This is a genomic window from Paraburkholderia silviterrae (assembly GCF_004353915.1).
Taxonomy (GTDB): Bacteria; Pseudomonadota; Gammaproteobacteria; order Burkholderiales; family Burkholderiaceae; genus Paraburkholderia; species Paraburkholderia silviterrae.
The window spans coordinates 37,994-64,977 of the sequence record NZ_SMRP01000008.1 but is presented as its reverse complement, the minus strand read 5'-3'; the positions used below and the strand labels follow the sequence as shown (position 1 = coordinate 64,977).

Annotated in this window: 28 protein-coding genes and 1 tRNA gene; 21 read left to right on the top strand and 8 right to left on the bottom strand. The window is 64.5% G+C overall.

Annotated features, from left to right (window positions below; genetic code table 11):
• The first annotated feature begins 122 nt into the window (after nucleotides 1-122).
• The 4 genes from ptsN to EYW47_RS17675 all read left to right on the top strand — a co-directional run bounded on the left by ptsN (nucleotide 123) and on the right by EYW47_RS17675 (nucleotide 3,471).
• Nucleotides 123-650, top strand: coding sequence for a PTS IIA-like nitrogen regulatory protein PtsN (gene ptsN / locus EYW47_RS17690; protein WP_133196318.1), 528 nt, complete (start codon nucleotides 123-125; stop codon nucleotides 648-650).
• 64 nt (nucleotides 651-714) lie between these two features.
• The gene (hprK, locus tag EYW47_RS17685) at nucleotides 715-1,683 is read left to right on the top strand and encodes an HPr(Ser) kinase/phosphatase (protein WP_027795920.1); all 969 of its coding nucleotides are present in this window, start codon (nucleotides 715-717) and stop codon (nucleotides 1,681-1,683) included.
• A 215-nt stretch (nucleotides 1,684-1,898) separates the two neighbouring features.
• Nucleotides 1,899-2,792: an RNase adapter RapZ gene (gene rapZ, locus EYW47_RS17680; protein ID WP_133196137.1), complete on the top strand. Its 894-nt coding sequence runs from the start codon at nucleotides 1,899-1,901 to the stop codon at nucleotides 2,790-2,792.
• 40 nt (nucleotides 2,793-2,832) lie between these two features.
• Complete coding sequence (locus EYW47_RS17675; protein WP_133196136.1) at nucleotides 2,833-3,471, top strand: LON peptidase substrate-binding domain-containing protein; 639 nt, start codon at nucleotides 2,833-2,835, stop codon at nucleotides 3,469-3,471.
• Between the two features lie 42 nt (nucleotides 3,472-3,513).
• Here the strand turns inward: EYW47_RS17675 and mutY are convergent, their stop codons facing one another.
• Nucleotides 3,514-4,635, bottom strand: coding sequence for an A/G-specific adenine glycosylase (gene mutY / locus EYW47_RS17670; protein ID WP_133196135.1), 1,122 nt, complete (start codon nucleotides 4,633-4,635; stop codon nucleotides 3,514-3,516).
• 15 nt (nucleotides 4,636-4,650) lie between these two features.
• Nucleotides 4,651-5,481, bottom strand: coding sequence for a bifunctional DNA-formamidopyrimidine glycosylase/DNA-(apurinic or apyrimidinic site) lyase (gene mutM / locus EYW47_RS17665; RefSeq protein ID WP_133196134.1), 831 nt, complete (start codon nucleotides 5,479-5,481; stop codon nucleotides 4,651-4,653).
• A 131-nt stretch (nucleotides 5,482-5,612) separates the two neighbouring features.
• Between mutM and EYW47_RS17660 the strand changes: the two genes are divergently transcribed.
• The 8 genes from EYW47_RS17660 (at nucleotide 5,613) to hisC (ending at nucleotide 13,198) form a co-directional block, all read left to right on the top strand.
• Nucleotides 5,613-7,484 (top strand): tetratricopeptide repeat protein, encoded by a 1,872-nt coding sequence (locus EYW47_RS17660; protein ID WP_133196133.1) that lies wholly within the window; start codon nucleotides 5,613-5,615, stop codon nucleotides 7,482-7,484.
• Entirely contained in the window at nucleotides 7,484-8,179 is a 696-nt protein-coding gene (gene lolB, locus EYW47_RS17655) for a lipoprotein insertase outer membrane protein LolB (RefSeq protein WP_133196132.1), read from the top strand. Before EYW47_RS17660 ends, lolB begins: the two co-directional genes overlap by 1 nt.
• 61 nt (nucleotides 8,180-8,240) lie before the next feature.
• Nucleotides 8,241-9,122: a 4-(cytidine 5'-diphospho)-2-C-methyl-D-erythritol kinase gene (ispE, locus tag EYW47_RS17650; RefSeq protein ID WP_133196131.1), complete on the top strand. Its 882-nt coding sequence runs from the start codon at nucleotides 8,241-8,243 to the stop codon at nucleotides 9,120-9,122.
• Between the two features lie 50 nt (nucleotides 9,123-9,172).
• Nucleotides 9,173-9,249 (top strand) — tRNA-Gln (locus EYW47_RS17645).
• Between the two features lie 63 nt (nucleotides 9,250-9,312).
• Complete coding sequence (locus tag EYW47_RS17640) at nucleotides 9,313-10,269, top strand: ribose-phosphate pyrophosphokinase (protein ID WP_133196317.1); 957 nt, start codon at nucleotides 9,313-9,315, stop codon at nucleotides 10,267-10,269.
• A 171-nt stretch (nucleotides 10,270-10,440) separates the two neighbouring features.
• Nucleotides 10,441-11,049: a 50S ribosomal protein L25/general stress protein Ctc gene (locus tag EYW47_RS17635; protein WP_133196130.1), complete on the top strand. Its 609-nt coding sequence runs from the start codon at nucleotides 10,441-10,443 to the stop codon at nucleotides 11,047-11,049.
• Between the two features lie 168 nt (nucleotides 11,050-11,217).
• Nucleotides 11,218-11,820 (top strand): aminoacyl-tRNA hydrolase, encoded by a 603-nt coding sequence (gene pth / locus EYW47_RS17630; RefSeq protein WP_133196129.1) that lies wholly within the window; start codon nucleotides 11,218-11,220, stop codon nucleotides 11,818-11,820.
• Nucleotides 11,821-12,118: 298 nt separating this feature from the next.
• Nucleotides 12,119-13,198, top strand: coding sequence for a histidinol-phosphate transaminase (gene hisC, locus EYW47_RS17625; protein WP_133196128.1), 1,080 nt, complete (start codon nucleotides 12,119-12,121; stop codon nucleotides 13,196-13,198).
• A gap of 78 nt (nucleotides 13,199-13,276) precedes the next feature.
• Here hisC and EYW47_RS17620 read toward each other — a convergent pair whose 3' ends face one another.
• From EYW47_RS17620 to rsmD, 3 genes are all read right to left on the bottom strand, one after another.
• On the bottom strand, nucleotides 13,277-13,534 hold the full coding sequence (locus EYW47_RS17620) for a YfhL family 4Fe-4S dicluster ferredoxin (protein ID WP_028219983.1): 258 nt from the start codon (nucleotides 13,532-13,534) through the stop codon (nucleotides 13,277-13,279).
• 140 nt (nucleotides 13,535-13,674) lie between these two features.
• Entirely contained in the window at nucleotides 13,675-14,169 is a 495-nt protein-coding gene (coaD, locus tag EYW47_RS17615) for a pantetheine-phosphate adenylyltransferase (protein ID WP_133196127.1), read from the bottom strand.
• A 110-nt stretch (nucleotides 14,170-14,279) separates the two neighbouring features.
• Nucleotides 14,280-14,942 (bottom strand): 16S rRNA (guanine(966)-N(2))-methyltransferase RsmD, encoded by a 663-nt coding sequence (gene rsmD / locus EYW47_RS17610; RefSeq protein WP_133196126.1) that lies wholly within the window; start codon nucleotides 14,940-14,942, stop codon nucleotides 14,280-14,282.
• A gap of 281 nt (nucleotides 14,943-15,223) precedes the next feature.
• Here rsmD and ftsY point away from each other — a divergent pair, with 281 nt between their 5' ends.
• Nucleotides 15,224-16,360, top strand: coding sequence for a signal recognition particle-docking protein FtsY (gene ftsY, locus EYW47_RS17605; protein WP_133196125.1), 1,137 nt, complete (start codon nucleotides 15,224-15,226; stop codon nucleotides 16,358-16,360).
• A 99-nt stretch (nucleotides 16,361-16,459) separates the two neighbouring features.
• Here ftsY and maiA read toward each other — a convergent pair whose 3' ends face one another.
• Both maiA and EYW47_RS17595 read right to left on the bottom strand, forming a co-directional pair.
• Entirely contained in the window at nucleotides 16,460-17,107 is a 648-nt protein-coding gene (gene maiA, locus EYW47_RS17600) for a maleylacetoacetate isomerase (protein ID WP_133196124.1), read from the bottom strand.
• A 29-nt stretch (nucleotides 17,108-17,136) separates the two neighbouring features.
• On the bottom strand, nucleotides 17,137-17,835 hold the full coding sequence (locus EYW47_RS17595; RefSeq protein WP_133196123.1) for a fumarylacetoacetate hydrolase family protein: 699 nt from the start codon (nucleotides 17,833-17,835) through the stop codon (nucleotides 17,137-17,139).
• A gap of 263 nt (nucleotides 17,836-18,098) precedes the next feature.
• Here EYW47_RS17595 and ybiB point away from each other — a divergent pair, with 263 nt between their 5' ends.
• From ybiB to leuA, 3 genes are all read left to right on the top strand, one after another.
• Nucleotides 18,099-19,067 (top strand): DNA-binding protein YbiB, encoded by a 969-nt coding sequence (ybiB, locus tag EYW47_RS17590; RefSeq protein WP_133196122.1) that lies wholly within the window; start codon nucleotides 18,099-18,101, stop codon nucleotides 19,065-19,067.
• Between the two features lie 309 nt (nucleotides 19,068-19,376).
• On the top strand, nucleotides 19,377-19,580 hold the full coding sequence (locus tag EYW47_RS17585; protein ID WP_133196121.1) for a hypothetical protein: 204 nt from the start codon (nucleotides 19,377-19,379) through the stop codon (nucleotides 19,578-19,580).
• Nucleotides 19,570-21,216 (top strand): 2-isopropylmalate synthase, encoded by a 1,647-nt coding sequence (gene leuA / locus EYW47_RS17580; protein ID WP_133196120.1) that lies wholly within the window; start codon nucleotides 19,570-19,572, stop codon nucleotides 21,214-21,216. The genes EYW47_RS17585 and leuA overlap by 11 nt, the downstream gene beginning before the upstream one ends.
• 288 nt (nucleotides 21,217-21,504) lie before the next feature.
• On the opposite strand, the gene EYW47_RS17575 is transcribed toward leuA, so the two are convergent.
• Nucleotides 21,505-21,888, bottom strand: coding sequence for a nuclear transport factor 2 family protein (locus EYW47_RS17575; RefSeq protein ID WP_133196119.1), 384 nt, complete (start codon nucleotides 21,886-21,888; stop codon nucleotides 21,505-21,507).
• Between the two features lie 653 nt (nucleotides 21,889-22,541).
• On the opposite strand from EYW47_RS17575, the gene rpoH reads away from it, so the two are divergent.
• From rpoH to cydX, 5 genes are all read left to right on the top strand, one after another.
• Entirely contained in the window at nucleotides 22,542-23,483 is a 942-nt protein-coding gene (gene rpoH, locus EYW47_RS17570; protein WP_133196118.1) for an RNA polymerase sigma factor RpoH, read from the top strand.
• A 181-nt stretch (nucleotides 23,484-23,664) separates the two neighbouring features.
• The gene (cydP, locus tag EYW47_RS17565) at nucleotides 23,665-23,967 is read left to right on the top strand and encodes a cytochrome oxidase putative small subunit CydP (RefSeq protein WP_133196117.1); all 303 of its coding nucleotides are present in this window, start codon (nucleotides 23,665-23,667) and stop codon (nucleotides 23,965-23,967) included.
• Entirely contained in the window at nucleotides 23,957-25,546 is a 1,590-nt protein-coding gene (locus EYW47_RS17560; protein WP_133196116.1) for a cytochrome ubiquinol oxidase subunit I, read from the top strand. Before cydP ends, EYW47_RS17560 begins: the two co-directional genes overlap by 11 nt.
• A gap of 55 nt (nucleotides 25,547-25,601) precedes the next feature.
• On the top strand, nucleotides 25,602-26,738 hold the full coding sequence (gene cydB / locus EYW47_RS17555) for a cytochrome d ubiquinol oxidase subunit II (RefSeq protein ID WP_133196115.1): 1,137 nt from the start codon (nucleotides 25,602-25,604) through the stop codon (nucleotides 26,736-26,738).
• Nucleotides 26,739-26,796: 58 nt separating this feature from the next.
• Nucleotides 26,797-26,910: a cytochrome bd-I oxidase subunit CydX gene (gene cydX, locus EYW47_RS17550; RefSeq protein ID WP_133196114.1), complete on the top strand. Its 114-nt coding sequence runs from the start codon at nucleotides 26,797-26,799 to the stop codon at nucleotides 26,908-26,910.
• Nucleotides 26,911-26,984: the final 74 nt, after the last annotated feature.

Below are 26,984 nucleotides of genomic sequence, written 5' to 3'. Positions count from 1 at the left end.
AGTACGCTTGTTCTATAATGGTCCAGTCGCTTTCGGGGTAATACGTCCCCACGGTCCCGGCACCGCGCTGATTGAGCCAGGCGAGGCGCCGGCTGCGCAGGGTTTCTCTTGCGCGCAACGGCATGCCGCCTCGCGCATCAACTGCGCCTGATGTCGGTGTGAGGAGCATTCAGGCCACGTTTTCGCCTGCCAACATGAATCGTTTAGCCAAAATACTTCCCATCGAGAACGTCGTCGTCGGCCTGTCCGTTACCAGCAAGAAACGCGTCTTCGAACAAGCTGGCCTGATCTTCGAAAACCAGAACGGCATTGCCCGCAGCACGGTTACCGACAATCTGTTCGCGCGCGAGCGCCTCGGCTCCACCGGCCTCGGTGAAGGCGTGGCCATTCCGCACGGGCGCATCAAGGGCCTGAAGCAGCCGCTCGCCGCCTTCGTGCGCCTGGCCGAGCCGATTCCCTTCGAAGCACCGGACGGCCAGCCCGTCTCGCTGCTCATCTTTCTGCTCGTGCCGGAACAGGCCACGCAGCAGCATCTTGAAATTCTGTCCGAGATCGCCCAACTGCTGTCGGATCGCGAAACGCGCGAGCGGCTGCACACGGAAGAAGATCGCGAGACGTTGCATCGACTGCTCACCCAGTGGCAAGCTTGATGTAACGCGTGTTGATGTAACGCGCGGCTTTTCGTGGCTTTTTGCGCATTTTGCGCCAGGACTCATGGACACTTCCAGCATCAACGCCCAAAGCATCTTCGACGACAACGCCACCACGCTGAAACTCAGCTGGCTGACGGGGCACGAAGGCTGGGAACGCGGCTTTTCGGCCGAGACGGTGGCAACGGCGACGGCCAGTGCCGACCTCGTCGGCCACCTGAACCTGATCCACCCGAACCGCATCCAGGTGCTCGGCGACGCCGAGATCCACTACTACCAGCGCCAGACCGACGAAGACCGCTCGCGCCACATGGCCGAGCTCATCGCGCTCGAGCCGCCGTTCCTCGTGGTCGCCGACGGCATGACCGCACCGCCCGAACTGGTCCTGCGCTGCACACGCTCCTCCACGCCGCTCTTCACCACGCCGATGTCAGCGGCGACGGTAATCGACAGCCTGCGCCTGTACATGTCACGCATCCTCGCGCCGCGCGCGACGCTGCACGGCGTGTTCCTCGACATTCTCGGCATGGGCGTGCTGCTCACCGGCGACTCGGGCCTGGGCAAGAGCGAGCTGGGTCTCGAGCTCATCAGCCGAGGCCACGGCCTCGTGGCCGACGACGCCGTGGACTTCGTGCGCCTCGGCCCCGATTTCGTCGAAGGCCGTTGCCCGCCGCTGTTGCAGAACCTGCTCGAAGTACGCGGCCTGGGTCTGCTCGACATCAAGACGATCTTCGGCGAGACCGCAGTGCGCCGGAAGATGAAGCTCAAGCTCATCGTGCAGCTCGTGCGCCGGCCCGACGGCGAATTCCAGCGCCTGCCGCTGGAAAGCCAGACGGTGGACGTGCTCGGCCTGCCCATCAGCAAGGTCACGATTCAGGTGGCGGCGGGCCGCAACCTGGCCGTGCTCGTCGAGGCCGCCGTGCGCAACACCATCCTGCAATTGCGCGGCATCGACACCCTACGCGACTTCATGGACCGCCAGCGCCTCGCCATGCAGGACCCGGACAGCCAGTTCCCCGGCAAGCTGATCTGACGCGCCGCGCGGCGTCCTGCCGCGCACGCCGCGTACTTCCCGCAAACACGGCCGTCGTCGCGCTCTGGGGGGCACGCCTGGCCGCTTTTTCACCGCTTATCCACCGCTTTCCGGCCCAGTGCGCGAGCCCGTGACGCGCGATGTGCCTCGGGAGCGTCATCACCGCGGCGCAGATCGGATGCTATGATGACCCAATCGGGTTCATCCACTTTCCCATGCGTATCATCCTGATCACCGGCATCTCGGGTTCCGGCAAGTCAGTGGCGCTGAACGCGCTCGAAGACGTCGGCTACTTTTGCGTCGACAATCTGCCACCGCGCTTTTTGCCACAGCTCGCCCAATATCTCTCCGAAGACGGCTATGAGCGTCTCGCGGTTGCAATCGACGCGCGCTCGAGTTCCTCGTTCGAAGATATGCCGGAGATGATTCGCGATCTCGCGCGCGAACACGACGTGCGCGTGCTGTTCCTCAATGCGAGCACGCAGTCGCTCATTCAGCGCTTTTCGGAGACGCGCCGCCGCCACCCACTCTCCGGGTCGGTCACGCACGACGCCAACGTCGGCATGCTCAAGTCCCTTGAAGAGGCGATCGAGCACGAGCGCGAGCTGGTCGCGAATCTCGCCGAGTTCGGCCATCAGGTCGACACGAGCAACCTGAGCGCCAACTCGCTGCGCCAGTGGATCAAGGTGTTTGTCGAAGGCGGGCGCGGCTCGCTGATGCTCACCTTCGAATCGTTCGGCTTCAAGCGCGGCGTGCCGCTCGACGCAGACCTCGTGTTCGACGTGCGCACGCTGCCGAACCCGCACTACGACGCCCGTCTACGGCCGCTCACCGGGCTCGATGAGCCCGTGATCGAGTTTCTGAATGCGCAGCCGGCCGTCCACACAATGATCGACGACATCTACGCGTTCGTCGCGAAATGGTTGCCGCATTTTCGCGACGACAACCGCAGCTATCTGACCGTCGCAATCGGCTGCACCGGCGGCCAGCATCGCTCGGTCTACATTGCCCAGACGCTCGCCACGCGCTTTGTCGGCGAGTCGAACGTCATCGTGCGTCATCGCGACGCGCCACTCGACGTCGGAGAATCGTCCCGGCTGATCGCCTAACTGGCCGCGCAAGCGCGGCCTTAACTGAAAGCGTTGCGCCATGTCCTCTTCTCCTGCCGTGCTTGCCGATTTGCCGCTCTTTCCGCTGCATACGGTGCTCTTCCCCGGCGGCCTGTTGCCGCTGAAGATCTTCGAAGCGCGTTATCTGGACATGGCGCGCGAATGCCTGCGCGAGAACACGCCGTTCGGCGTGTGCCTGCTCAAGAGCGGCGCCGAAGTCGCACAGCCCGATGAAACCGCAGCCGTGCCCGAAAACGTGGGCTGTCTCGCTGAAATCGAACAGTGCGACGTCGAAACGTTCGGCATGCTGCTCATCCGCGCGCATGGCACGCGGCGCTTCAGGCTGCTCTCGCATCGCTCGGAAGCCGACGGCTTGCTGGTCGGCATGGCCGAGCCGCTGCCCGAGGACATCCCGCTCGAAGGCTCTGAGCGTCTCGCGCGCTTTGGCGCGTGCGCCGAGGTGCTCGAGCGCATCATCGCGACGATACGCGAGCGCGACCCGGCAAGCCTGCCGTTCGCGGAGCCGTTCCGCTTCGACGATCCGTCGTGGGTGTCGAACCGACTCGCGGAAGTCCTGCCGATCGCGCTGCGCGCGCGACAGAAACTGATGGAACTGGACGACGCCGGTGCGCGCATCGACGTCGTGCATCACTACATGCAGCAGCATCAGCTGCTGTAACGAGGCTTTCCTCGCGCCGCGCTCCGCGCCTGCGCTTTTGCCTCAAATTAACGAGCCGCACAGGCTATCGAGCAGCTTGCGCACCGGCGCGGGCACGCCATAGGCGTCGATCTCGCGCAGCGTGACCCACACCGTTTCCCCCTCGTTCGCCGCAAGCACGGCGCCCTTGTGCTCGAACTCGACCACGCGGGGCTCGATGTCGAGCTTGAAGTGCGTGAACGTGTGCGTGAGTGGCGCGAGCGGCGAGGCCTTCGCTGTCGCGCCGAACATCTGCGCGCGCTCAGCCAGCGCCGCTTCGCCAGCCGCCTCGGGCAGGCTCCACAGGCCGCCCCAGATACCCGTAGGCGGGCGCTTCTCGAGCATCACCGCATCGCCGTCGAGCAGCACGAGCATCCACGTGCGCCGCGTGGGCACCGCCTTCTTCGGACGCGCGGCGGGCAGTTGGCGCTGACGGCCCGTCGTCTTCGCCACACAATCGCCCGCGAAGGGGCAGCGCTCGCAATCGGGCTTGCCGCGCGTGCACAGCGTCGCGCCGAGATCCATCAGGCCTTGCGTGTAGGCGCTCACGTCCGCATCGCTTGCATCGGCGCCAGGCACGAGCGACTCGGCGAGCGTCCACATTGCGTTCTCCACGCGCTTCTCACCGGGAAAGCCTTCCACGCCGAACACGCGCGCAAGCACGCGCTTCACGTTGCCATCGAGGATCGTCGCGCGCGCGCCGAACGCGAACGACGCGATCGCCGCCGCCGTCGAGCGGCCGATGCCAGGCAAATCGGCGAGCCCTTCAACCGTCGACGGAAACTGGCCGCCGTGCTCCCCGGCCACCACCTGCGCGCATCGATACAGATTGCGCGCACGCGAGTAGTAGCCGAGGCCGGCCCAGAGAGCCATCACGTCGTCGATGGGAGCGGCGGCAAGCGCCTCTACAGTGGGAAAGCGTTCGAGAAATCGCGCGTAATACGGAATCACCGTGGAAACCTGCGTCTGCTGCAGCATGATTTCCGAGAGCCAGATGCGATAGGGGTCGCGCGTGTTCTGCCATGGCAGATCGTGGCGGCCATGCTCGCGCTGCCATGCGATCAGGCGCGGGGCGAAGCTCGCGAGCAGGTGGTTGGGATAAGTGCCCGGGGCGAGCTTTTCGGTAGAAGCGGATGAGAGATACATGGAAGAGCTTGCCAATCAGCGCTGACAGCGCGGACAGAAATAAGTGGACCGCTGGCCCTGCACGATCTGCTTGATCGGCGTGCCGCATACGCGGCAAGGCTGGCCCGCGCGGTCATAAACGAAATATTCGAGCTGAAAGTAGCCACTTTCGCCGTTGCTGCCGACGAAGTCGCGCAAGGTGCTGCCGCCCTTCTCGATCGCCGAGGCCAGCACGGCGCGCACGGCGTCCGCGAGCAATTCGTAGCGCGCGAGCGAGACGCGGCCCGCTGCCGTGGTTGGCCGGATGCCCGCGCGAAAAAGACTTTCCGACGCGTAGATATTGCCAACGCCCACCACGATGTCGCCGGCGAGCAGCGCCTGCTTGACGGAAACCTTGCGGCCACGCGTCTCGCGAAACAGCAGTGCGCCCGAGAACGCGCTCGTGAAAGGCTCGATGCCGAGATTCGCAAGGAGCGGATGGCCCAGCACATCGCCGGCCTCGCGCGGATGCCAGAGCACGGCGCCGAAACGGCGTGGGTCGCGAAAACGCAGTGTGAAGTCGTCGAAGAGCCAGTCGACGTGATCGTGCTTCTCCGCCGCCGGCGGCTTTGGAAGATTACGTAACACGCGCAGCGTCCCGGTCATGCCAAGATGGACAATGAACCAGCCCTCATCGACCTCGAATAGCAGATACTTGCCTCGTCGGCCCACGGAACGGATCGTGCGGCCCCGCAGCGTACGTGCGAGCGTGGCCGGCACGGGCCAGCGCAGGGCCGGATTGCGCACGTCGACGCGCTCGACACGGCGGCCCGCGACCCATGGCTCGATGCCCCTGCGGGTAACTTCAACTTCTGGCAGCTCTGGCATGTCTAAGGGCTTGTGAGGTTGTGCTGAAATGTTCCGGCGAGCGTAGCAGGGCTGGTCTGCAACTTGCGGCATCGTTGTGCGCGTATTGTATCCAGCGCGTTACAATCGACCGAAACATTCGACGGAATTCCATGGAACTGTCTTTCGTAAAGCTGTTTGCGAAGCGCTCGCCACACGAGTCGAAAGCGGCAGCGCCGCGTCTGCGCGAGGCGTCGCCGCTGCGCGCGTTCGGCCCCCGGCGCCTGATCGCGGCGGCGGCGCTCGCGGCGTGGGCGCTGAGCGCGTCGAGCGCGTATGCACAGGATCAGGCCCCCGACACGGACGACACTTCCGTCACCATGCCGGATGCATTCGGTCCCGCCTCGCCCGATGAGATGAAGGACCTGCCAGGCGCACCGCTCACGAGCCAGATCGTCTTCCAGGTGCTCGCGGCCGAAATCGCGCTGCAGCGCGACCAGCCGGCGCCGGCCTATCAGACCTATCTCGCGCTCGCGCGCGACACGCACGACCCGCGCATGGCGCAGCGTGCGACGGAAATCGCGCTTGCTGCGCAAAGCCCCACCGACGCGCTCACCGCGGTGCAGCTCTGGCAACAGTACGCGCCGGATTCCGAGCGCGCTGCGCAGCTCGACGCATCGCTGCTCGTGCTCTCCGGCAAGCCCGCCGACGCGCAGCCGCTGCTTGCGCGCGAGCTGGCCCGCGTGCCGGCCGACAGCCGCGGCCAGGCGCTGCTCTCGCTGCAACTGCTGCTCTCGCGCGGCCCGAATCGTGCGGGCGGCCTCGACACGCTCAAGGCGCTGCTCAAGGACGACATGAACCGCCCCGAGGCGCAGCTTGCCCTCGGCCGCCAGGAACTGCTCGTCGACGACGTGCCCGCGGCGCGCAAAGCGTTCGAGCAGGCGCTCGCGATCAAGCCCGACTACCTGCCCGCGGCGCTGATGCTCGCGCAGATGGGACCGGAGGAGCGCCAGGAAGGCGTCGCGTCGATCGAAAAATATGTTCAGCAGAATCCGAAGTCGCGCGAAGGACGTCTTGCGCTTGCGCAAACCTACCTCGCCGCAGACCGGCTCGACGACGCGAAAAAGCAGTTCGAAATCCTGCACAAAGCCAGCTCGACGGACCTGATGCCGCTGATGGCGCTTTCGCTCATCGACGTGCAGCAGAAGAAGTACGACGACGCCAGGCAATATCTGATGCAGTACTCGCAGGTGGCGGAGAAAACGCCGGGCGCGGATCCGGGCCAAGGCTACATTTATCTTGCGCAGCTCGCGGCCGAGCAGAAGGACAATGCGCAAGCGCAGCAGTGGCTCGACAAGATCCAGCCCAACAGCCAGCAATACGTGCCCGCGCAAATCACGCGTGCGCAGATGCTCGACAAAGAGGGCAAGGTCGACGACGCACGCCGTCAGCTCGCGAGCATCCAGGCCGACGACCCGCGCGACCAGGCGCTGATCGCCCGCACGGACGCCGCCATCCTGTTCGACGCGAAGCGCTATTCGGAGGCAGAGGCGCGCCTTGCCAAGGCCACCGCCGACTTCCCGGACGACCCCGATCTCGCTTATGACTACGCCATGGCCGCCGAAAAGAACGGCCATTACGACGTCATGGAAACGCAGTTGCGCCAGTTGATCAAATCGCAGCCGGACAACCCGCAGGCCTACAACGCACTCGGCTACTCGCTCGCGGACCGCAACCTGCGCCTGCAGGAAGCGGACAAGCTCGTCGAAAAAGCTTCGGCGCTCGCCCCGGACGACGCGTTCATCATGGACAGCGTGGGCTGGGTGAAGTACCGCCTGGGCGACAACGCCGACGCCATCAAGCTGCTGCGCAAGGCCTACGACCTGCAGCCGAACGCCGAGATCGGCGCGCACCTCGGCGAGGTGCTGTGGAAGAACGGCGACCAGGCCGGCGCGCTCCAGGCCTGGCGCGAGGCGCGCAAGCTCGAACCCGATAACGACACACTCCTGAAGACGCTCAAGCGCTTCCAGGTCAACGATCTCTGATGGCTGAATTTCCCCTGCATCGCCGCCCCGCCGCCACTGCCGCCGTATTTGCGAGTTCTGTCTCACGCCGGATCGCCGGCGGCGTGATCCGGCGGCCGGCGCTGGGCGTGGCGGCGGCCGCGCTGCTCACCGGGTTGATCACGCTCGGGGGCTGCGCGACGCAACTGCCGCACGAGCCGTCCACCGCACGCGCCACGACGTCGCTCACCGCGCAAACGAGCCGCGCCTATCATGGCCGCTTCGCCGTCCAGTACAACGACCAGAACGGCCAGCAGCGCAATGCCTACGGCAATTTCGACTGGCGCGAAACCGACTCGACCGTGACGCTGGAACTGCTCAATCCGCTTGGGCAGACGCTCGCCGTCGTCACATCGTCGCCGGCCGAGGCCATGCTCGAGTTGCCGAACAAGCAGCCGCTCACCGCGGATAACGTCAGCACGCTGATGCAGCAGGCGCTCGGCTTCGCGCTGCCCGTGGAGGGCTTGCGCTACTGGCTGCAGCCATCGGTTGCGCCCACCTCGCGCGCGCAGACCACGCCCGATCCGAAAGATCCGCAACGTCTCGCGCAGATCCAGCAAGACGGCTGGACGATCGACTATCTCGCTTACGCAGACGCACCCGCCACCGGCGTCAAGCGCGTGAACCTCACGCGCGAAGATCCGCCGCTCCAGATCAAGCTCGTGCTCGACCAGTAAAGGAATCGCGCTTGAGCGGCGGCAGGCGCGAAACGCTTGCCGCCGTTGGGCGCCCAGTATCATGACCGAAACTCAGGACTCGCTGCGCGACTGCCTCGCGCCCGCGAAACTCAATCTCTTCCTGCACATCACGGGCCGTCGGCCCAATGGCTATCACGACCTGCAGACCGTCTTCCAGTTGCTCGACTGGGGCGACACGCTGCATTTCACGCGCCGCCTCGACGGCCGCATCACGCGTACGACGGAAGTCGACGGCGTCCCGGCTGAACACGACCTCACCGTGCGCGCCGCAACGTTGCTCAAGCAACATACCGGCACGAACGAGGGTGTCGAGATCGACATCGAAAAGCGTCTGCCGATGGGCGCGGGTCTTGGCGGCGGCAGCTCGGATGCGGCCACCACGCTGCTCGCGCTCAATCGCCTGTGGAAGCTCAACTTGCCGCGCGGGGAACTGCAGGCGCTCGCGCTCAAACTGGGCGCCGATGTGCCGTTCTTCGTGTTCGGAAAAAATGCGTTCGCGGAGGGTGTCGGCGAGGCGCTGGAGGCTGTACAATTGCCCCCGCGTCATTTTTTGGTCGTGACGCCGCGGGTTCATGTTCCTACTGCTGAAATTTTTTCAGAAAAGTCATTGACAAGGGACACAAGGACCTGCACAATAGCAGTCTTTCTTGCACAGCAAGCAGCGCAGAACGGATGGCCAGACAGTTTCGGCCGAAACGATATGCAAGCGGTTGTCGCAGGAAAATACGCGGAAGTAGCGCAGGTGCTGAGATGGTTTGAAAACATCGCACCCGCGCGGATGACCGGGTCGGGCGCAAGTGTTTTCGCAGCGTTCGCCAGTCGGGCTGAAGCAGAAGCGGCGCAAGCGCGGCTTCCGGCAGACTGGAGAAGCGCAGTCGCATCGAGCCTGGACAAGCATCCACTCTTCGCTTTCGCGGCATAGTTTTGCGTGGCTGATCGTCCTACCGGTCAGTCAGGCTCGAAGTTGAGTGTAGGGGAGTCGCCAAGTTGGTTAAGGCACCGGATTTTGATTCCGGCATGCGAGGGTTCGAGTCCTTCCTCCCCTGCCAAAAATTCTAAAGCAGTTCACCCAAGTAATTCCTCTCGCCCCCCAAGTCCGCAGCAGGTGCATGATGAGCAGCCATGACGGCCTGATGGTTTTTACTGGCAACGCCAATCCCGCGCTTGCACAGGAAGTCGTCAAGATCCTCGGTATCCCCCTCGGTAAGGCTATGGTTAGCCGCTTCTCCGACGGTGAGATCCAAGTCGAAATCCAGGAAAACGTGCGCGGCAAGGACGTCTTCGTCCTCCAGTCGACCTGCGCGCCGACCAACGACAATCTGATGGAACTGATGATCATGGTCGATGCGCTCAAGCGCGCATCCGCAGGCCGGATCACCGCAGCCATCCCCTACTTCGGCTATGCCCGTCAAGACCGCCGCCCCCGTTCGGCGCGCGTCGCCATCTCGGCGAAGGTCGTGGCGAACATGCTGGAAATCGCGGGCGTCGAGCGGATCATTACGATGGATCTGCACGCTGACCAGATCCAGGGTTTCTTCGATATTCCCGTCGACAACATCTACGCAACGCCCGTGCTGCTCGGCGATCTGCGCAAGCAGAACTACGAGAACCTGCTGGTCGTTTCGCCGGACGTCGGCGGCGTGGTGCGCGCCCGTGCGCTCGCCAAGCAGCTGAACTGCGATCTCGCGATCATCGACAAGCGTCGTCCTAAGGCGAACGTCGCCGAAGTGATGAACATCATCGGTGAAGTCGAAGGCCGCACCTGCGTGATCATGGACGACATGGTCGACACCGCCGGCACGCTCTGCAAGGCAGCGCAAGTGCTCAAGGAACGCGGCGCGAAGAAGGTGTTTGCATACGCCACGCACCCGGTTCTTTCGGGTGGCGCAGGCGAGCGCATCGCCGCCTCGGCGCTCGACGAGCTGGTCGTGACCGACACGATTCCGCTGGGCGCTGAAGCCCGCGCGTGCGCGAAGGTCCGTTCGCTCACGAGCGCAGGTCTGCTGGCAGAAACGTTCTCGCGTATCCGCCGCGGCGACTCGGTGATGTCGCTGTTCGCTGAAAGCTAAAGAGATTCGCGCCAAAGCGCGGCATTCGCAAGGATGCCGCGCTTTGGTGTAATCGGCGCAAGCGGACGAAGGTTTGCGCCGTATCGCTGGGGCCTTTTGGCAGAAATAATGCCTGAACGGCCCCGTTTTACTGACTGCCTGGTCGCGGGCAGTGCAATAACTGAGAACATCATGAAAGTCATCGCTTTCGAACGCAATCTGCAAGGTACGGGTGCGAGCCGCCGCCTGCGCAATGCTGGCAAGACGCCGGGCATCGTCTACGGTTTCGGCGCCGAGCCGCAACTGGTCGAGCTCGACCACAACGCGCTGTGGCACGCCCTGAAGAAAGAAGCCTTCCACTCGTCGATTCTCGACCTCGAAGTGGCCGGCAAGTCGCAGCAAGTCCTGCTGCGCGACGTGCAATACCACCCGTTCCGTCAGCTCGTGCTGCACGTGGACTTCCAGCGTGTCGATCCGAACAAGAAGATCCACACGAAGGTGCCCCTGCACTTCATGAACCAGGAAACCAACCCGGCCGTCAAGCTGGGTGGCGCGATCATCTCGCACGTCCTCGCCGAAATCGAAGTGGTGTGCCTGCCGGGCGCACTGCCGGAATTCCTCGAAGTCGACCTCGCGAAGATCGAAGCTGGTCAGTCGCTGCACGCCAAGGACATCACGCTGCCCGCAGGCGTGACGCTGGTCGCGCACGTTGAAGCCGATAACCCAGTGGTCGCATCGGCACCCGTGCCGGCTGGCGCCCAGGCGGCAGCTGAAGGCGAAGAAGCACCGGCAGCTGAATAAGCGCCGCGGCTTTGCAACCGGCTTTACAGCAAAAAAGCTGATCCTCTCGATCCGTTTCAATGAAACGGACGACGTGACCCGCCGCGGTTCGCCCCGGCGGGTTTTTTTTCGCAGTTTTTTCGTACACTTGGCGGTTGCTTCAACGAATTCTGCAGGCGGAACACCACAATGATCAGGTTGATCGTCGGGCTCGGCAATCCGGGCGCCGAATACACGGCAACGCGCCATAACGCGGGCTTCTGGCTCGTGGACCAACTCGCGCGCGATGCCGGCACGACGCTGCGCGACGAGCGGCGCTTCCACGGCCACTATGCGAAGGCGCGCCTCTACGGTGTGGAAGTGCATCTGCTCAAGCCGCAGACCTATATGAACCGCTCGGGCCAGTCGGTCGTCGCGCTTGCGAGCTTCTTCAAGATCCTGCCCGACGAGATCCTTGTCGCGCACGACGAGCTCGACCTGCCGCCCGGCACCGTCAAGCTCAAGCTCGGCGGCGGCAGCGGCGGCCACAACGGCCTGAAGGACATTTCCGCGCATCTGACGACGCAGCAATACTGGCGCTTGCGCATCGGCATCGGGCATCCACGTGACCTGATTCCCGAAGGCGCGCGCGCGGGTGCCAAGCCCGACGTCGCGAACTTCGTGCTCAAGCCGCCGCGCCGCGAAGAGCAGGATGTGATCGACGCGTCGATCGAGCGCGCGCTCGCCGTCATGCCCATCTTCGTGAAGGGCGAGCCCGAGCGCGCCGTCATGCAACTGCATCGCAACGGCTGATCTTCGCGCGCGTACGTCGCGTGCATCGTCAGCAGGCCATATCGAAGCATGGGACCGGAGTACGTGTTGAAGCATTAACTCCGGTCGACCGCGAAGCATGGGACCGGAGTAAGTGTTGAAGCATTAACTCCGGTCGACCGCGAAGCATGGGACCGGAGTAAGTGCTAAAGCATTAACTCCGGTCGACCGCGAAGCATGGGACCGGAGTAAGTGTTGAAGCATTAACTCCGGTCGACCGCGAAGCATGGGACCGGAGTAAGTGCTAAAGCACTAACTCCGGTCGACAAAGGAGAGCGTCTTGAGTCGTTACTGGAGTGACATCGTCCACCGCCTCGTGCCTTATGTGCCGGGCGAGCAGCCCGCGCTCGCGAAGCCGGTGAAGCTCAACACCAACGAGAACCCGTATCCGCCCTCCCCGCGCGTGCTCGAAGCGATCCGCGCCGAACTCGGCGAGACTGCCGAGTCGCTGCGCCGCTATCCGGACCCGGTCGCCAGGCGCCTGCGCGCCGCAGTGGCCGCGCATCACGGCATCCGCACGGATCAAGTGTTCGTGGGCAACGGCTCCGACGAAGTGCTCGCGCACGCATTCCAGGCGCTGCTCAAGCACGACAAGCCGATCCTCTTTCCCGATATCACGTACAGCTTCTATCCGACCTACGCGCGCCTTTACGACGTCGAGTACCGCACGGTGCCGCTCGACGCGCAGTTCGCGATCCGCGTCGACGATTATCTGCCGGCGAACGGTGCGACGAACGGCGGCGTGATCTTCCCGAATCCCAACGCGCCCACCGGCCACGCGCTGCCGCTCGCAGATGTCGAGCGCCTCGTGGCGGCGAACGCCGGCTCGGTCGTGGTCGTGGATGAGGCCTATGTGGATTTCGGCGCGCAGTCGGCGATCGCGCTGATCGACCGCTACCCGAACCTGCTCGTGGTGCACACGACGTCGAAGTCGCGCTCGCTCGCGGGCATGCGCGTGGGCTTCGCGTTCGGCCACGCCGATCTGATCGACGCGCTCAACCGCGTGAAGGACAGCTTCAACTCGTATCCGCTCGACCGCCTCGCGCAAGCCGCGGCGACGGCGGCCTACGAGGACGCCGAGTGGCTGGAAACCACGCGCAGACGCGTCATGGAGAGCCGTGAGCGGCTGACGGCTTCGCTCGAGGCGCTAGGCTTCGAGGTCGTGCCGTCGGCGGCCAATTTCGTGTTCGCGAAGCATCCGGCACACGACGCCGCGCAACTCGCCGCGAAGCTGCGCGAGAAAGAGATCTTCGTGCGCCACTTCAACGCGCCGCTCGTGAACCAGCACCTGCGCATCTCGGTCGGCACCGACGACGAATGCGATACGCTCGTCAAAGCCTTGAAGGTCATCGTCGGCTAAAAGACCCGAATCAAACAAAAACGCGCCCCATCGAGGCGCGTTTCTTGTTTCCGCATGGGCGCGAGGCCAGCCTGCGTTTCAAGCGTTCTTCGCCGCCACGAGCGCGCGATACTTCTCCATCAACTGCTCGTGCGACTCCACATGTTCCGGATTTTTCGGAATGCACTCGACCGGGCAGACCTGGATGCACTGCGGTTCGTCGAAGTGGCCAACGCATTCGGTGCACTTCTTCGGGTCGATCACGTAGATTTCGGGGCCCATCGAAATTGCGTCGTTCGGGCACTCGGGCTCGCAGACGTCGCAATTGATGCACTCGTCGGTAATCATCAGGGCCATGCTGCTCTCACGTTTCCCTTCAAAAACAATACATTATAGCGCCGCAGCCCGCGCCTTGCCGGGCCTTCGAAGCCTGCCGCCGCGTCAGAAAGGGAAGAAAACGGCGCCGCACAGGGCGGCGCACGCCGCTCGAGCCTGGCTCAGGCCGGGCCGCCGAGCGAGGCCACCTTGTCCTGCAGCCGCTTTTCCACCGAAGGGAACACGAACTTGCTGACATCGCCGCCCAACTGGGCGATTTCGCGCACGATCGTGCCCGAAATGAACTGATATTGATCCGACGGCGTCATGAACATCGTCTCGACGTCGGGCAGCAGGTAGCGGTTCATGCCGGCCATCTGAAACTCATATTCGAAGTCCGACACGGCACGCAGGCCGCGCACGATCACGCGCGCGTTGTTGTTGCGCACGAAATCCTTGAGCAGGCCCTTGAAGCTCATCACCTGAACGTTCGGATAGTGGCCGAGCACCTCGTGCGCAATCTCGAGCCGCTCCTCGAGCGAGAAGAACGGCTTCTTGTTGCGGCTGTCGGCGACACCGACCACCAGCGTGTCGAAAATGCTCGACGCGCGCCGCACGAGATCTTCGTGACCGCGCGTGAGCGGATCGAACGTACCGGGGTACACGGCGACTACCATGAGGCTTCTCCTCTCAACAGAAATGGGGCGCAATGTGCGGCTCATGCGCCGCATGCGCGAGTGCCTGCGTGGCGCCTGAAGCCGCCCGCCGCTTCTTTATCGAACGCGCATTATTCCTCATTTTCGCGCTGCAGCAAATGATAGCGAACCGCCCCCGCCTTGCCCTCGCGCACCACGCTCCAGCCCGCCAGCGCGGGCTGCGTCGCGGGATTCACGGCCTCGCCCGACTCCACGTAGAGCCAGCCATCGGCTGCGACGAGCGGCGCGGCCAACTCGAGCGAGCGCGCGAGCAGCGCGGCATCGCCGAACGGCGGATCGAGGAACACGACGTCGAACGAGCCCGGCGCGAGATTGGCGGCGAGGCGCAGCGCATCGGCTTCGGCGACCTCGATCGTGCGGGCGGCGAGGTGCGCCTGGTTCGCACGCAACTGGGCAGCCGCGCGCGCGTTGCGCTCGACCATCACCACGCGCGCCGCGCCACGCGACGCCGCTTCGAAGCCGAGCGCGCCACTGCCCGCGAACAGGTCGAGGCAGCGCAGGCCGTCGAGGCGCTGGCCGAGCCAGTTGAAAAGCGTCTCGCGCACGCGGTCGGGCGTGGGCCGCAGGCCCTCGAGATCGAGCACCGGCAGCGGCGTGCGCTTCCAGTCGCCACCAATGATGCGGATCGTGTGCGTGCCGCCGGCGCGGCCGGACGGCGAGCCAGACGGCAAGCCGGATTGCGCACCACGAACTGCGCGAGCGCCCTGGGGGCGCGGGGAGGATGAACGGGGCATGCGTTTTTTGCTGAGTGAATCGGTACTGTTATGCGCCAGCGCTCGCCGCCTGGACGACCGCAGGCATGGCACAACCTGCCGTGCGCGCAAGCGCCGCACCGGCCAATGCGCGAACGTTACCACAGGGTCGAGCGCGCGCTGGGATGGATACCGCACGCCTGCCCCAACGACGCGCCCGGGGGCGCCTGATAAAATGACGTGTTTTTCACGCGTTGCCCGCTTGAGCTACGTCGATGACCGTCCCTCGGTCAGACCGCAGCGCGCTTTCCTCACACCAGACCATGTTCAGTTTCTTTAAACGACTCCGGGGTTCGAAGGGCGCCGGGAACGAGCCGGCCGAAACCGACGCGGACTCGCAGGCCGCGCCCGATGAAGCGGGCGCAGAGTCTTCCGCGTCCGAGCCTGCCGCAACCGCTGCGCACATTCCCGCTCCGGTGAGCGCCGCCGCGCCACAAACCGTGGAAAGCGAGCTCGAAACCGTCGAGATCGTCCCGCCGCCCGCGCCCGACGCCAACGCGAAGCAGTCGTGGCTCTCGCGCCTGAAGTCGGGACTTTCGAAGACGAGCTCGAACATTCAGAGCATCTTCGTCAACGCGAAGATCGACGACGACCTCTACGAGGAGCTCGAAACCGCGCTGCTGATGTCCGACGCGGGCGTCGACGCCACCGAGCACCTGCTGGAAACGCTGCGCCAGAAGGTGCGCGCAGAGCGCCTGACCGACGCCCAGCAAGTGAAGGACGCGCTGCGCCAGTTGCTCATCGACCTGCTCGAGCCGCTCGAAAAATCGCTCATGCTGGGCCGCGCGCAGCCGCTCGTGATGATGATCGCGGGCGTGAACGGCGCGGGCAAGACCACGAGTATCGGCAAGCTCGCCAAGCATCTGCAGAGCTTCGACCAGAGCGTGCTGCTGGCCGCCGGCGACACCTTCCGTGCCGCCGCGCGCGAGCAGCTCACGATCTGGGGCGAGCGCAACAACGTGACGGTCGTGCAGCAGGAAAGCGGCGACCCGGCCGCCGTGATCTTCGACGCGGTGAGCGCGGCGCGCGCGCGCGGCATCAATGTGGTGATGGCCGACACGGCCGGCCGCCTGCCCACGCAGCTGCACCTCATGGACGAGCTCAAGAAGGTCAAGCGCGTGATCGGCAAGGCGCTCGAGGGCGCGCCGCACGAAGTGCTGCTCGTGATCGACGCGAACACGGGCCAGAACGCGCTCACCCAGGTGAAGGTGTTCGACGACGCGCTCGGCCTGACCGGCCTCATCGTCACGAAGCTCGACGGCACCGCGAAGGGCGGCATCCTCGCCGCCATCGCGCGCCAGCGCCCGATTCCGGTGTATTTCATCGGCGTGGGCGAGAAGGTCGAGGACCTGCAGCCGTTCGTGGCCGAAGAATTCGCCGACGCACTGCTCGGGAACTGATCGCGCTCGCAGGCGCAAACAAAAATGGCGTCGTTCGCGAGGACGACGCCATTTTTTTCAGGCGCTCACGGGCCTAACATCCACCCGGTCCACCCCGGCTCACTCCGCGTCCGGCTGCACACCTGGCGCCGCGCGCACGAACGCGTCGAGTTGCACGGCGTAGTCGTGAATGCGCTGGATGGTCGGATAGCGCATCGTATCGATCTTGAAGCGATGCGCGTTGTAAATCTGCGGCACGAGGCACAGGTCGGCAAGCGTAGGCGTATCGCCATAACAGAGCTTGCCCGTGCGCGGATCGTTCGCAAGGCGCTCCTCCAGCGTGGTGAACCCGGTTTCGATCCAGTGCCGGTACCAGGCATCCTTGGCCGCATCGTCCACGCCCAAGGTGTGCTTCAGGTATCTCAGCACGCGCAGGTTGTCGACCGGATGAATCTCGCACGCGATCTGCAGCGCGATCGAGCGCACGTGCGCGCGATCGGCGGGCGACTTCGGCAACAGCGGCGGCTCCGGATGCGTCTCTTCGAGATACTCGATGATCGCGAGCGATTGCTGGATCGTATGGTCCTCATCGTCGATGAACGTCGGCACGATCGCATCGGGATTGACCTTGCGGTACGCGGGCTTCAGTTGCTCGCCGCCCTCGCGCACCAGATGCACCGGCACGTACTCGTACGGCAGGTTCTTCAAATTCAGCGCGATACGCACGCGATACGACGCCGAACTGCGGAAATAGCTGTAAAGCTTCATGCTCCCCTCATGCTCCTCTAGCGGTGCTCTTACGCCACGCGCACGGCAAATTCGCCGATGCCGTCCACGCCGCCCTTCATCACGTCGCCGGGCTTGACCGCACCGACGCCCTCTGGCGTGCCCGTGTAAATCAGGTCGCCCGCCTTCAGCTCGAAGAGCGTCGAGAGAAATGCGATGGTGTCGGCGACCGGCCAGATCATCTGCGAGATGTCCGAGCGCTGCTTCTCCTCGCCGTTCACCGTGAGCCAGATCGCGCCGCTAGCCAACTGGCCGACTTGCGCGACGGGATGGATCGGACCGATGGGAGCGGAGTGGTCGAAGCCCTTCGCGGTGTCCCATGGGCGGCCGAGCTTCTTCGCTTCGGCTTGCAGGTCGCGGCGCGTCATGTCGAGGCCGAGCGCGTAGCCGAACACGTGGTCGAGCGCGCGCTCGACGGGAATGTTCTTGCCGCCCTTGCCGATCGCGGCGACCAGCTCCATTTCGAAGTGGACGTTCTGCGACCGCGCGGGATACGGGAATTCGGCGGTCGTGCCGGGCGCGACGTAGAGCAGCGCGTCGGCGGGCTTGGCGAAAAAGAACGGCGGCTCGCGGTCCGGATCGTGACCCATCTCGCGCGCGTGCGCCTCATAGTTACGGCCGACGCAGTAGATGCGGCGCACCGGAAAGCGCGCGGCGCTGCCGGCCACGGGCACTGCGGCTTGTGGTGCCGGGTCAAATGCGTATGTCATCGGGTTCTCCGTCTTTGTGATGGTCCACGCGCCGCCGGAAGCGCGCGGCAAGCGAGCAAGGCGCGCGGCCGCAGCGGCGCAGCATGCGCGAGGTAGAACGCGAGTTTAACGCGCAGCGGTGGCAGTGCGCCGCGGCGCTCGTGCGATACTTCCCGTATCCCAGAATCCAGGCCAAAACGCCGATACGCCGACGAAAGCGGCCTTGTTGCCGCTCAACACGCCGCCATCGCGCTGCGTGCCGCCTGCACCACACTCACGCCGCCATGAACGCCCCCGACTCCACAGATACTTTCTCCTGCGCCCGCTTCATCAAGGAAATCGGCCGCGGGCCGCACGGCGCGCGTTCGCTGTCGTCCGAAGACACGCATACGCTCTATGCGGCGATGCTCGACGGCCGCGTGCCCGAACTCGAACTGGGCGCGGTGCTGCTCGCCTACCGGCTCAAGGGCGAAACCGCCGATGAACTCGCCGCCATGCTCGCGGCCGCCCATGCGTCGTTCGCGCCCATCGTGGTGGCCGAGGGCGCGTACCGCCCGGTGTCGATCCCGAGCTACAACGGCGCGCGCAAGCAGCCGAACCTCGTGCCGCTGCTCGCTTTGCTGCTCGCGTGCGAAGGCGTGCCGACGCTCGTGCACGGCGTCGTCGTCGATCCGGGCCGCGTGACGAGCGCGGAAATCTTCGCTGCGCTGAACCTGCCTGGCGCGAGCGACCACGCTGCGATCGAGGCGCAGCTCGCCGAGCGCCGCGTGGCGTTCACGTCGATCGAAACGCTCGCGCCCAAGCTTGCGCGCCTGTTGTCGCTGCGCCGGCGCATGGGCGTGCGCAACTCCACGCACACGCTCGTCAAGCTGTTGCAGCCGTTCGCGCAGCCCCCCGGCCTGCGGCTCGTGAACTACACGCATCCGCCCTATCGCGAGAGCCTGAGCGCACTCTTTGCGGCGCACCCGGAGGCCGCTGTGGGCGGGGCGCTGCTCGCGCGCGGCACCGAAGGCGAAGCCGTCGCCGACACGCGCCGCCAGGTGCAGGTGGACTGGCTGCACGACGGCATCTGCGAGACGTTGATCGAGCCGGTACGCTCGTCGCCGGACAGCCCCGAAATCGATCTGCCCGAAGGCCGCGACGCCCCCACGACAGCGGCCTGGATCGAGGCCGTGCTGCGCGGCGACGCGCCGGTCCCCGAGGCCATCGCCCGCCAGGTCGAGACGATCAAGCGCATCGCGAAGCGCGCGTAACGGCGTTCATCTGCACGCATCTTCGCGACACAAGAGCACGCATTCGCTGTTGGCACCGCTGTTGACAAATGCGCCAGTCCTGACTTACATTGGACAAATGCGTTCCTTTCCGAACCCCCTCCGAATTACCTCAGGCCGCCTAGCGGCCCTATCGCTACGTCTAGCGTAAGCCAGGCGTAGCGCTGCGCGACCACCTCTCCGGTCGGCAGTCCTCCCAAGCAGTTCTCGCAGTACCCCAAACCGCAGTTTCTCCACAACCAGTCGTCTGCATTCGTCCGTTTACCGTTCGGACGAGTCGCGAGGGTCAAAATGCACGTTGCATGGGCTTCGTTCATGTCCGCTTTTGCCGCGCCGGTTACCGCCGTCACCGTGGCCATCTTCTTCGCGTCCGTGGTTGCCGCCCGTTCGCCCGAAGTTGTGCGCATCGTGCCTCGTCGTCAGCAAGCCAGCCGCCCGCTGCCGACCGCCATCGCAAACGACACCCCGAAGAACGAGGCATGTCATGTTGCGTAATCCCGCCGAGAAGTACCGCCCTTTCCCCGCCATCCGCTTGAACGGCCGCCGATGGCCCACGCGCACTGTCGAACACGCGCCCATCTGGATGAGCACCGACCTGCGCGACGGCAACCAGTCGCTGATCGAGCCGATGAGCATCGAGCAGAAGCTCGAGTTCTTCGAGATGCTGGTGGGAATCGGCTTCAAGGAAATCGAAGTCGGCTTTCCGTCGGCGTCGCAAACCGACTTCGATTTCGTGCGCAAGCTGATCGAGGAAAGGCGCATTCCGGAAGACGTGACGATCGAAGTGCTCGTGCAATCGCGCGAGGAGCTCATCGGCCGCACGTTCGAAGCGCTCGAAGGCGCGCCGCGCGCGATCGTGCACCTCTACAACGCGATCTGCCCGTCGTTCCGCAAGATCGTGTTCGGGCAGTCGAAAGACGAAGTCAAGGCGCTCGCGGTCGAAGGCACGCGCCTCATCCGCCAGTACGCCGACGCGCGCCCCGGCACGCACTGGATCTACCAGTACTCGCCGGAAACCTTCAGCATGACCGAGCTCTCGTTCGCGCGCGAAGTCTGTGACGCCGTGGCCCAGACCTGGCGCCCGACGCGCGATCACAAGATGATCGTGAACCTGCCGGCCACCGTCGAAGCCGCGATGCCCAACGTCTACGCCGACCAGATCGAGTGGATGGACCGCAACCTCGCGTACCGCGACAGCATCGTGCTCTCGGTGCATCCGCACAACGATCGCGGCACGGCCGTGGCCGCCGCCGAAATGGCGTTGCTCGCTGGCGCGGACCGCATCGAAGGGTGCCTGTTCGGCAACGGCGAGCGCACCGGCAATGTCGACCTCGTCACGCTCGCGATGAATCTCTACACGCAGGGCATCGACCCGGGCCTCGACTTTTCCGATATCGACGCCGTGCGCCGCGTGGTCGAGCGTTGCAACCAGCTGCCCGTGCATCCGCGCCACCCGTATGCGGGCGACCTCGTGTTCACGGCATTCTCGGGCTCGCACCAGGACGCGATCCGCAAGGGCTTCGCGCAGCAAAAAGCGGATGCGCTCTGGGAAGTGCCCTATCTCCCGATCGATCCCGCCGATCTCGGCCGCAGCTATGACGCGGTGATTCGCGTGAACAGCCAGTCGGGCAAGGGCGGCGCCACCTGGCTGCTCGAGCGCGGCATGGGCTTCACGCCGCCGCGCCGCGTGCAGATCGAATTCAGCCACGCCGTGCAGACGGTCACCGACGGCTCGGGCGAAGAGATCTCGGGCGACGCAATTTGCGCGCTCTTCTCGCGCGAATACCTCGAGACGCGCGGGCCGGCCGCGCACGCAGGTGCGGGACGGGTGCGCTGGGAGGGCCGCGAGGTCGCCATGCCGGCGGCGGCGCAAATCGACGAAGCGCATGCGCGGGCCGTGGCCGTGGCAATCGCGGCGGCCGCGGGCGTTGGTATCGAAGTCACGTCGCTCGAAACGCTGGGCACGGCGCAGGGCGCCACGGCGGTCTTCGTCGGCTGCCGGGTGGACGCTCAGCCGCTGCGCCATGGCGTTGGGGTCGCCGACGACGCCGCGCATGCGACCATCGCCGCCATGGTGAGCGCGGTCAACCGCGCCGCCTGGCCGCAAGTCGACCAGCGCGCGGCGGCTTGATCAGACAATTGCGCACGCGAACGTGCGCGAAGTGACACCGCCGCGCGTAAGCGCGGCGGCACAGTGAGAGAAGCGGTTTAGTGGAAGCAGCACCAAAGCTTTGCATGGGACCAGAGTAAGGAGCTTTGCACCAACTCTGGTCGACCGCGAAGCATGGGACCAGAGTAAGGCACTAAAGTGCCAACTCTGGTCGACAAGCGGCGCCGTTGAGCGCCGGCGGCAAGACGGGCCGCCGGCGTGCGCCCGATACGCCCACCAGGCGATATCGGCGAGTGGACCTACCGGTCGTCACTCGATCGCGCAACGTGTCGCCTGCCACGCGAGCAGACGCCAGTGGCCATCCTCCTGCGTCTGAATCGCCGTATAAGCAATGGGATAGAGCAGCGCGCCATTGTTGGCTTCCATCTCGATCAGCGCGCGGCCCGAGATCACGCAGGTCTCGCGCCCCACCGGCAGCACGTCCTGCGACTGGATCTCGATCTGGCGGTAGCGGCGGCGCCCCGCCGTGATCGCGTCGATGAACTGCTGTTTGGTCTCGCGTTTGCCGTTCGTGTGGATGAAGGTGGCGTGGTCGGACAGGAGTTGATCCAGCGACGAGCCGTCGCCATCCACCATCGCGCGAAACCGCTCGCGCTCCAGCCCACGAATCGCATCGATTACTTTTGCAATCATTGCTAGAGCCCCTTGCGCACAAGTCCACGTCATCGCGCCGACTCGCACCGAAGATTTATCGCACGCGCCTCGCTGAAATTTATACCAGGTTTCGACGCATGGATACTTGCGATCAAACGGATCGCCCCCATATGAGCGTTCGACGACACAGATGCACGTCGAAGGCATGGCAAAGTACGCCTCGTCGGCTGCGTCTGACCGGCCGCGCCTAGCCGGCCGCGCCTAGCCGGCCGCGCCTAACCGGCCGTGCCCGAATGTCGCATCGCAGCACTTTTGGCTCGATCCAATGTCTATTAGACAGATCCGGGCGTCGAAATTCGGGTCCGGTACCAGCGCATCGTCGCGAGGCGCCAGCCGCCCGTAACCCCGTTCAGTCCATCCCCTTTTTCCTCCGTATCTGTCCCGGATGACGGCCTCGTTCTAGAGTATTCCTTCGGCCCGCAGGTGTGTGCGGGACCGCGACGGGCGGCAAGCCCCGTCCAGCTTGCCTCTCAGTGTTTCGCTGAAATCTATCGAAACAAATATTTCGATAGGGATTACGGAACCTTGAAGTCCCTACAGACTCGAAGTATTAGCACTCACCAATTCAGAGTGCTAACATCCACCGTGGAGTCGATGTCTGACTTTTGCAAGATTCCTGAGGAGTTCGCTACGTGAGCAACGCAATGACCATGACCCTTCCGAATATGCTTAGCCCGTCGACGGCCAAGGCCGGAGGTTCGGGTGTACTGGCGCTCGCGAACGCTTCCATGCTGCCTGGCCAACTGGGCAACATCGACGCCTACATTCAGGCCGTGAACCGGATCCCGATGTTGACGCCGCAAGAGGAGCGCCAGTTCGCGACCGAGTATCGCCAGGAAAACAATCTCGAAGGCGCGCGCCGCCTCGTGCTATCGCACCTGCGACTCGTGGTGTCGATCGCGCGCAATTATCTGGGCTACGGTCTGCCGCATGCCGACCTGATCCAGGAAGGCAATATCGGCCTGATGAAGGCTGTGAAGCGCTTTGACCCCGAGCAGAATGTACGTCTCGTGTCGTACGCCATGCACTGGATCAAGGCGGAGATTCATGAGTACATCCTGCGCAACTGGCGCATGGTGAAGGTCGCCACGACCAAGGCGCAACGCAAGCTGTTCTTCAATCTGCGCAGCCACAAGCAGGGCCTGCAGTCGTTCACGCCCGAGGAAATTGAAGGCCTCGCGCAGGAACTGAATGTGAAGCGCGAAGAAGTCGTGGAGATGGAAACACGTCTGTCGGGTTCGGATATCGCGCTCGAAGGCCAGACCGACGACGGCGAAGAATCGTTCGCCCCGATCGCCTGGCTCGCCGACTCGCACAACGAGCCGACCGCCGTGATCGCCTCGCGTCAGCGCGACCGTCTGCAGTCGGACGGCATTGCGAGCGCGCTGGAGGCTCTCGACGCGCGCAGCCGCCGCATCATCGAGGCGCGCTGGCTGAACGTCGAAGACGACGGCTCGGGCGGCTCGACGCTGCACGAACTGGCCGAGGAGTTCGGCGTCTCGGCCGAGCGCATTCGCCAGATCGAAGCGAGCGCCATGAAGAAGATGCGCACGGCGCTGGCCGACTACGCCTAAGACATCAGTCGCACCGCGCGGCCGCCAGGCCGCCAACAAGCGCTTCCCGCATAGCCCCACTCTTACCGAGAGTGGGGCTTTTCTTTTTTGGCCAACAGTAATTCGTACACCTTCGCGCCGCCTTTTCCCATTACTTCGTAAGATGATTTCATGTGTGATGCAGCCCTAATCTGACATCGTCATGAACTCGACTTCCGGCCAGTTTGCGCGAGCACGACCGTTGTTGCGCGCGCGCTTCCTGCAGTGGGCACGCGGCCCGACCTTCGGCCGCGACATCGTTCTCGTCCTTGCCTTCAAGCTCGTGCTGCTGATGGCGCTCAAATACGCATTCTTCAATCATCCGCAGGCCGAGAACATGACCATGCCGCCAGCGGCGGTCGCACAGGCCCTCCTCTCCGTGCCCGTGCCGCCCGAGGCTAGCCCGCCCGGAGCTAGCCCGCCCGGCGCAAATCCACCCCAAGGGGACCCGCACCATGCCAATTAGCGAAACCGTCGATCTATCGCGCCTGCAGTTCGCGGTCACCGCGCTCTATCACTTCCTGTTCGTGCCGCTCACGCTGGGTCTGTCGTGGCTCCTCGTCATCATGGAATCGGTCTACGTGATGACCGGCAAGCCGATCTACAAGGACATGACGCAGTTCTGGGGCAAGCTCTTCGCGATCAATTTCGTGATGGGCGTCACCACCGGTCTCACGATGGAATTCCAGTTCGGCACGAACTGGTCGTACTACTCGCACTACGTGGGCGATATCTTCGGCGTGCCGCTCGCCGTTGAGGGGCTGGCCGCGTTCTTCCTCGAGTCGACCTTCGTGGGCCTGTTCTTCTTCGGCTGGAACCGCATGTCGAAGGGCGGCCACCTGCTTACGACGTTCTTCGTCGCGCTCGGCTCGAACCTTTCCGCGCTGTGGATTCTCGTCGCCAACGGCTGGATGCAGAACCCCGTGGGCGCCGCGTTCAACTACGAAACCATGCGCATGGAGCTCACGAGCCTCTTCCAGGTGATCTTCAACCCGGTCGCCCAGGTGAAGTTCGTGCACACGGTGTCCGCCGGCTACGTGACGGCGTCGATGTTCGTGCTCGGCATTTCGTCGTGGTATCTGCTGCGCCGCCGCGACGTGGACTTCGCGCTGCGCTCGTTCGCGATTGCCGCGGGCTTCGGTCTCGCGTCCACGCTTTGCGTGATCGTGCTCGGCGACGAATCGGGCTATCGCACGGGCGAGGTCCAGCAGATCAAGCTCGCCGCCATCGAGGCCGAATGGGACACGGCACCCGCGCCGGCCCCGTTCACGCTGTTCGGCATCCCTAACCAGCAGGAAGAGCGCACCGACTACGCTATCCGCATTCCCTACCTGATGGGCATCATCGCCACGCGCTCGATCGACGAGCCGGTGATCGGCCTGAAGGATCTGATGGGCCGCGCAGAGGTGCGGATCCAGAACGGCATGCTCGCCTACGCCGCGCTGCAAAAGATGAAGGAAGGCAGCGCCGACACGGCCACGCGCGACGTATTCGAGGCACATAAGGCCGACCTCGGCTACGGCCTGCTCCTCAAGCAGTTCGCGCCGAACGTGGTCGACGCGACGCCCGCGCAGATCAAGGCCGCCGCGAAGCACTCGATTCCGCCCGTCGCCCCGGTGTTCTGGTCGTTTCGCGTGATGGTGGGCCTCGGCATGCTGTTCCTCGCGACCTTCGTACTCGCGTTCTGGTTCTGCGCGCAGCGCTCGCTGCTCAAGGACAACCGCCGCTGGTTCCTGAGCTGGGTGGTGTGGGCGATTCCGCTGCCGTGGCTTGCCGCGGAATTCGGCTGGGTCGTCGCGGAGCTCGGCCGCCAGCCGTGGACCATCGCCGAAGTGCTGCCCACGCATCTTTCGGCGTCGAGCCTCGCGCCCGGCGACGTGTGGCTGAGCCTCGCGGGCTTCGTGGTGTTTTACACGGCGCTCTTCATCATCGAGATCACGCTGATGTTCAAGTACGCGCGCCTCGGCCCGTCGTCGCTGAATACGGGACGCTACTTCCACGAGCAGGGTGTGACGACCGCAGCGAGTGGCAATCGCGTCTCGTGATGCAGGCCACGAACGTGTCGCAAGAAACGCACAGGAAACACACAGGAACCACACCATGGACTACGCAACGCTCAAAGTGATCTGGTGGGCGCTGATCGGCGTGCTCTTGATCGGCTTCTCGCTCACCGACGGCTTCGACATGGGCGCCGCCGTGCTGCTGCCCTTCATCGGCAAGACCGATGCGGAGCGCCGCATTGTCATCAACACGGTCGGCGCCACCTGGGAAGGCAACCAGGTCTGGCTCATCACCGCGGGTGGCGCGATGTTCGCCGCCTGGCCGCTCGTCTATGCGGCGTCGTTCTCGGGCTTCTACTTCGCGATGCTGCTCGTGCTCTTCGCCCTCTTCTTCCGGCCCGTGGGCTTCGACTACCGAGGCAAGCGCGAGAACCCGAAGTGGCGCAACGCATGGGACTGGGCGCTCTTCATCGGCGGCTTCGTGCCGGCGCTCGTGTTCGGCGTGGCGTTCGGCAACCTGCTCGAAGGCGTGCCGTTCAGCTATGACTCCGATCTGCGCGTGACGTATCACGGCAGCTTCTTCGCGCTGCTCAATCCGTTCGCGATCCTGTGCGGGCTCGTCAGCCTCACCATGCTCACCGCGCACGGCGCCGCGTTCGTGAAGTTGAAGAGCGAAGGCGTGGTGGCCGCACGCGCGTCGAAGGCGCTGCGCATTGCCTCGGCGCTTGCGGTCGTGTTCTTCGTGGTGGCGGGCGCACTCGTGGCGACGCTGATCGGCGGCTATACGATCACGACGCCCGCGCCGTACGACTCCGTCGCGAACCCGCTGCTCAAGAGCGTCGAACCTGGCACAGGCCTGTGGATCAGCAACTACGGGCTCTATCCGTGGATGGCGGTTGCGCCGATTCTCGGCATCCTTGGTGGCGCGATCGCATTCGTGCTGGCCGGCTCGCGGCTCGAAAAGACGGCCTTCCTCGGCACCGCGCTCTTGATCATCGGCGTGATTCTCACGGCGGGCTTCTCGATGTTTCCGTTCATCATGCCGTCTTCGCTGGACCCGCGTTCGAGCCTCACGGTGTGGGACTCCACCTCCAGCAAGACCACGCTCGAAATCATGCTGGTGGCCGTGATCATCTTCCTGCCGATCGTGCTCGCCTACACCACCTGGGCGTATCGGATCATGCGCGGCAAGGTGACCCTCGAAGCCGTCGAGGACAAGCGCAATTCGTTGTATTGACCGAGTCATCCAGCCCGGCACGCCGGGCTGCATCGCCATTTACGCAGGAGTGGAAATCATGTGGTACTTCACCTGGATACTGGGCATTGGCGTGGCGCTCGGCTTCGGCATCATCAATGTGATGTGGCTCGATCAGCAGCGCAAAATGGACGCCGGCGATAGCGGGAAGTAAGGCTTCGGGCGGGCGGCGTGCAAACACACGAGATATGAAAAAAACCGGCGCTAGCGCCGGTTTTTTCTTCGCAA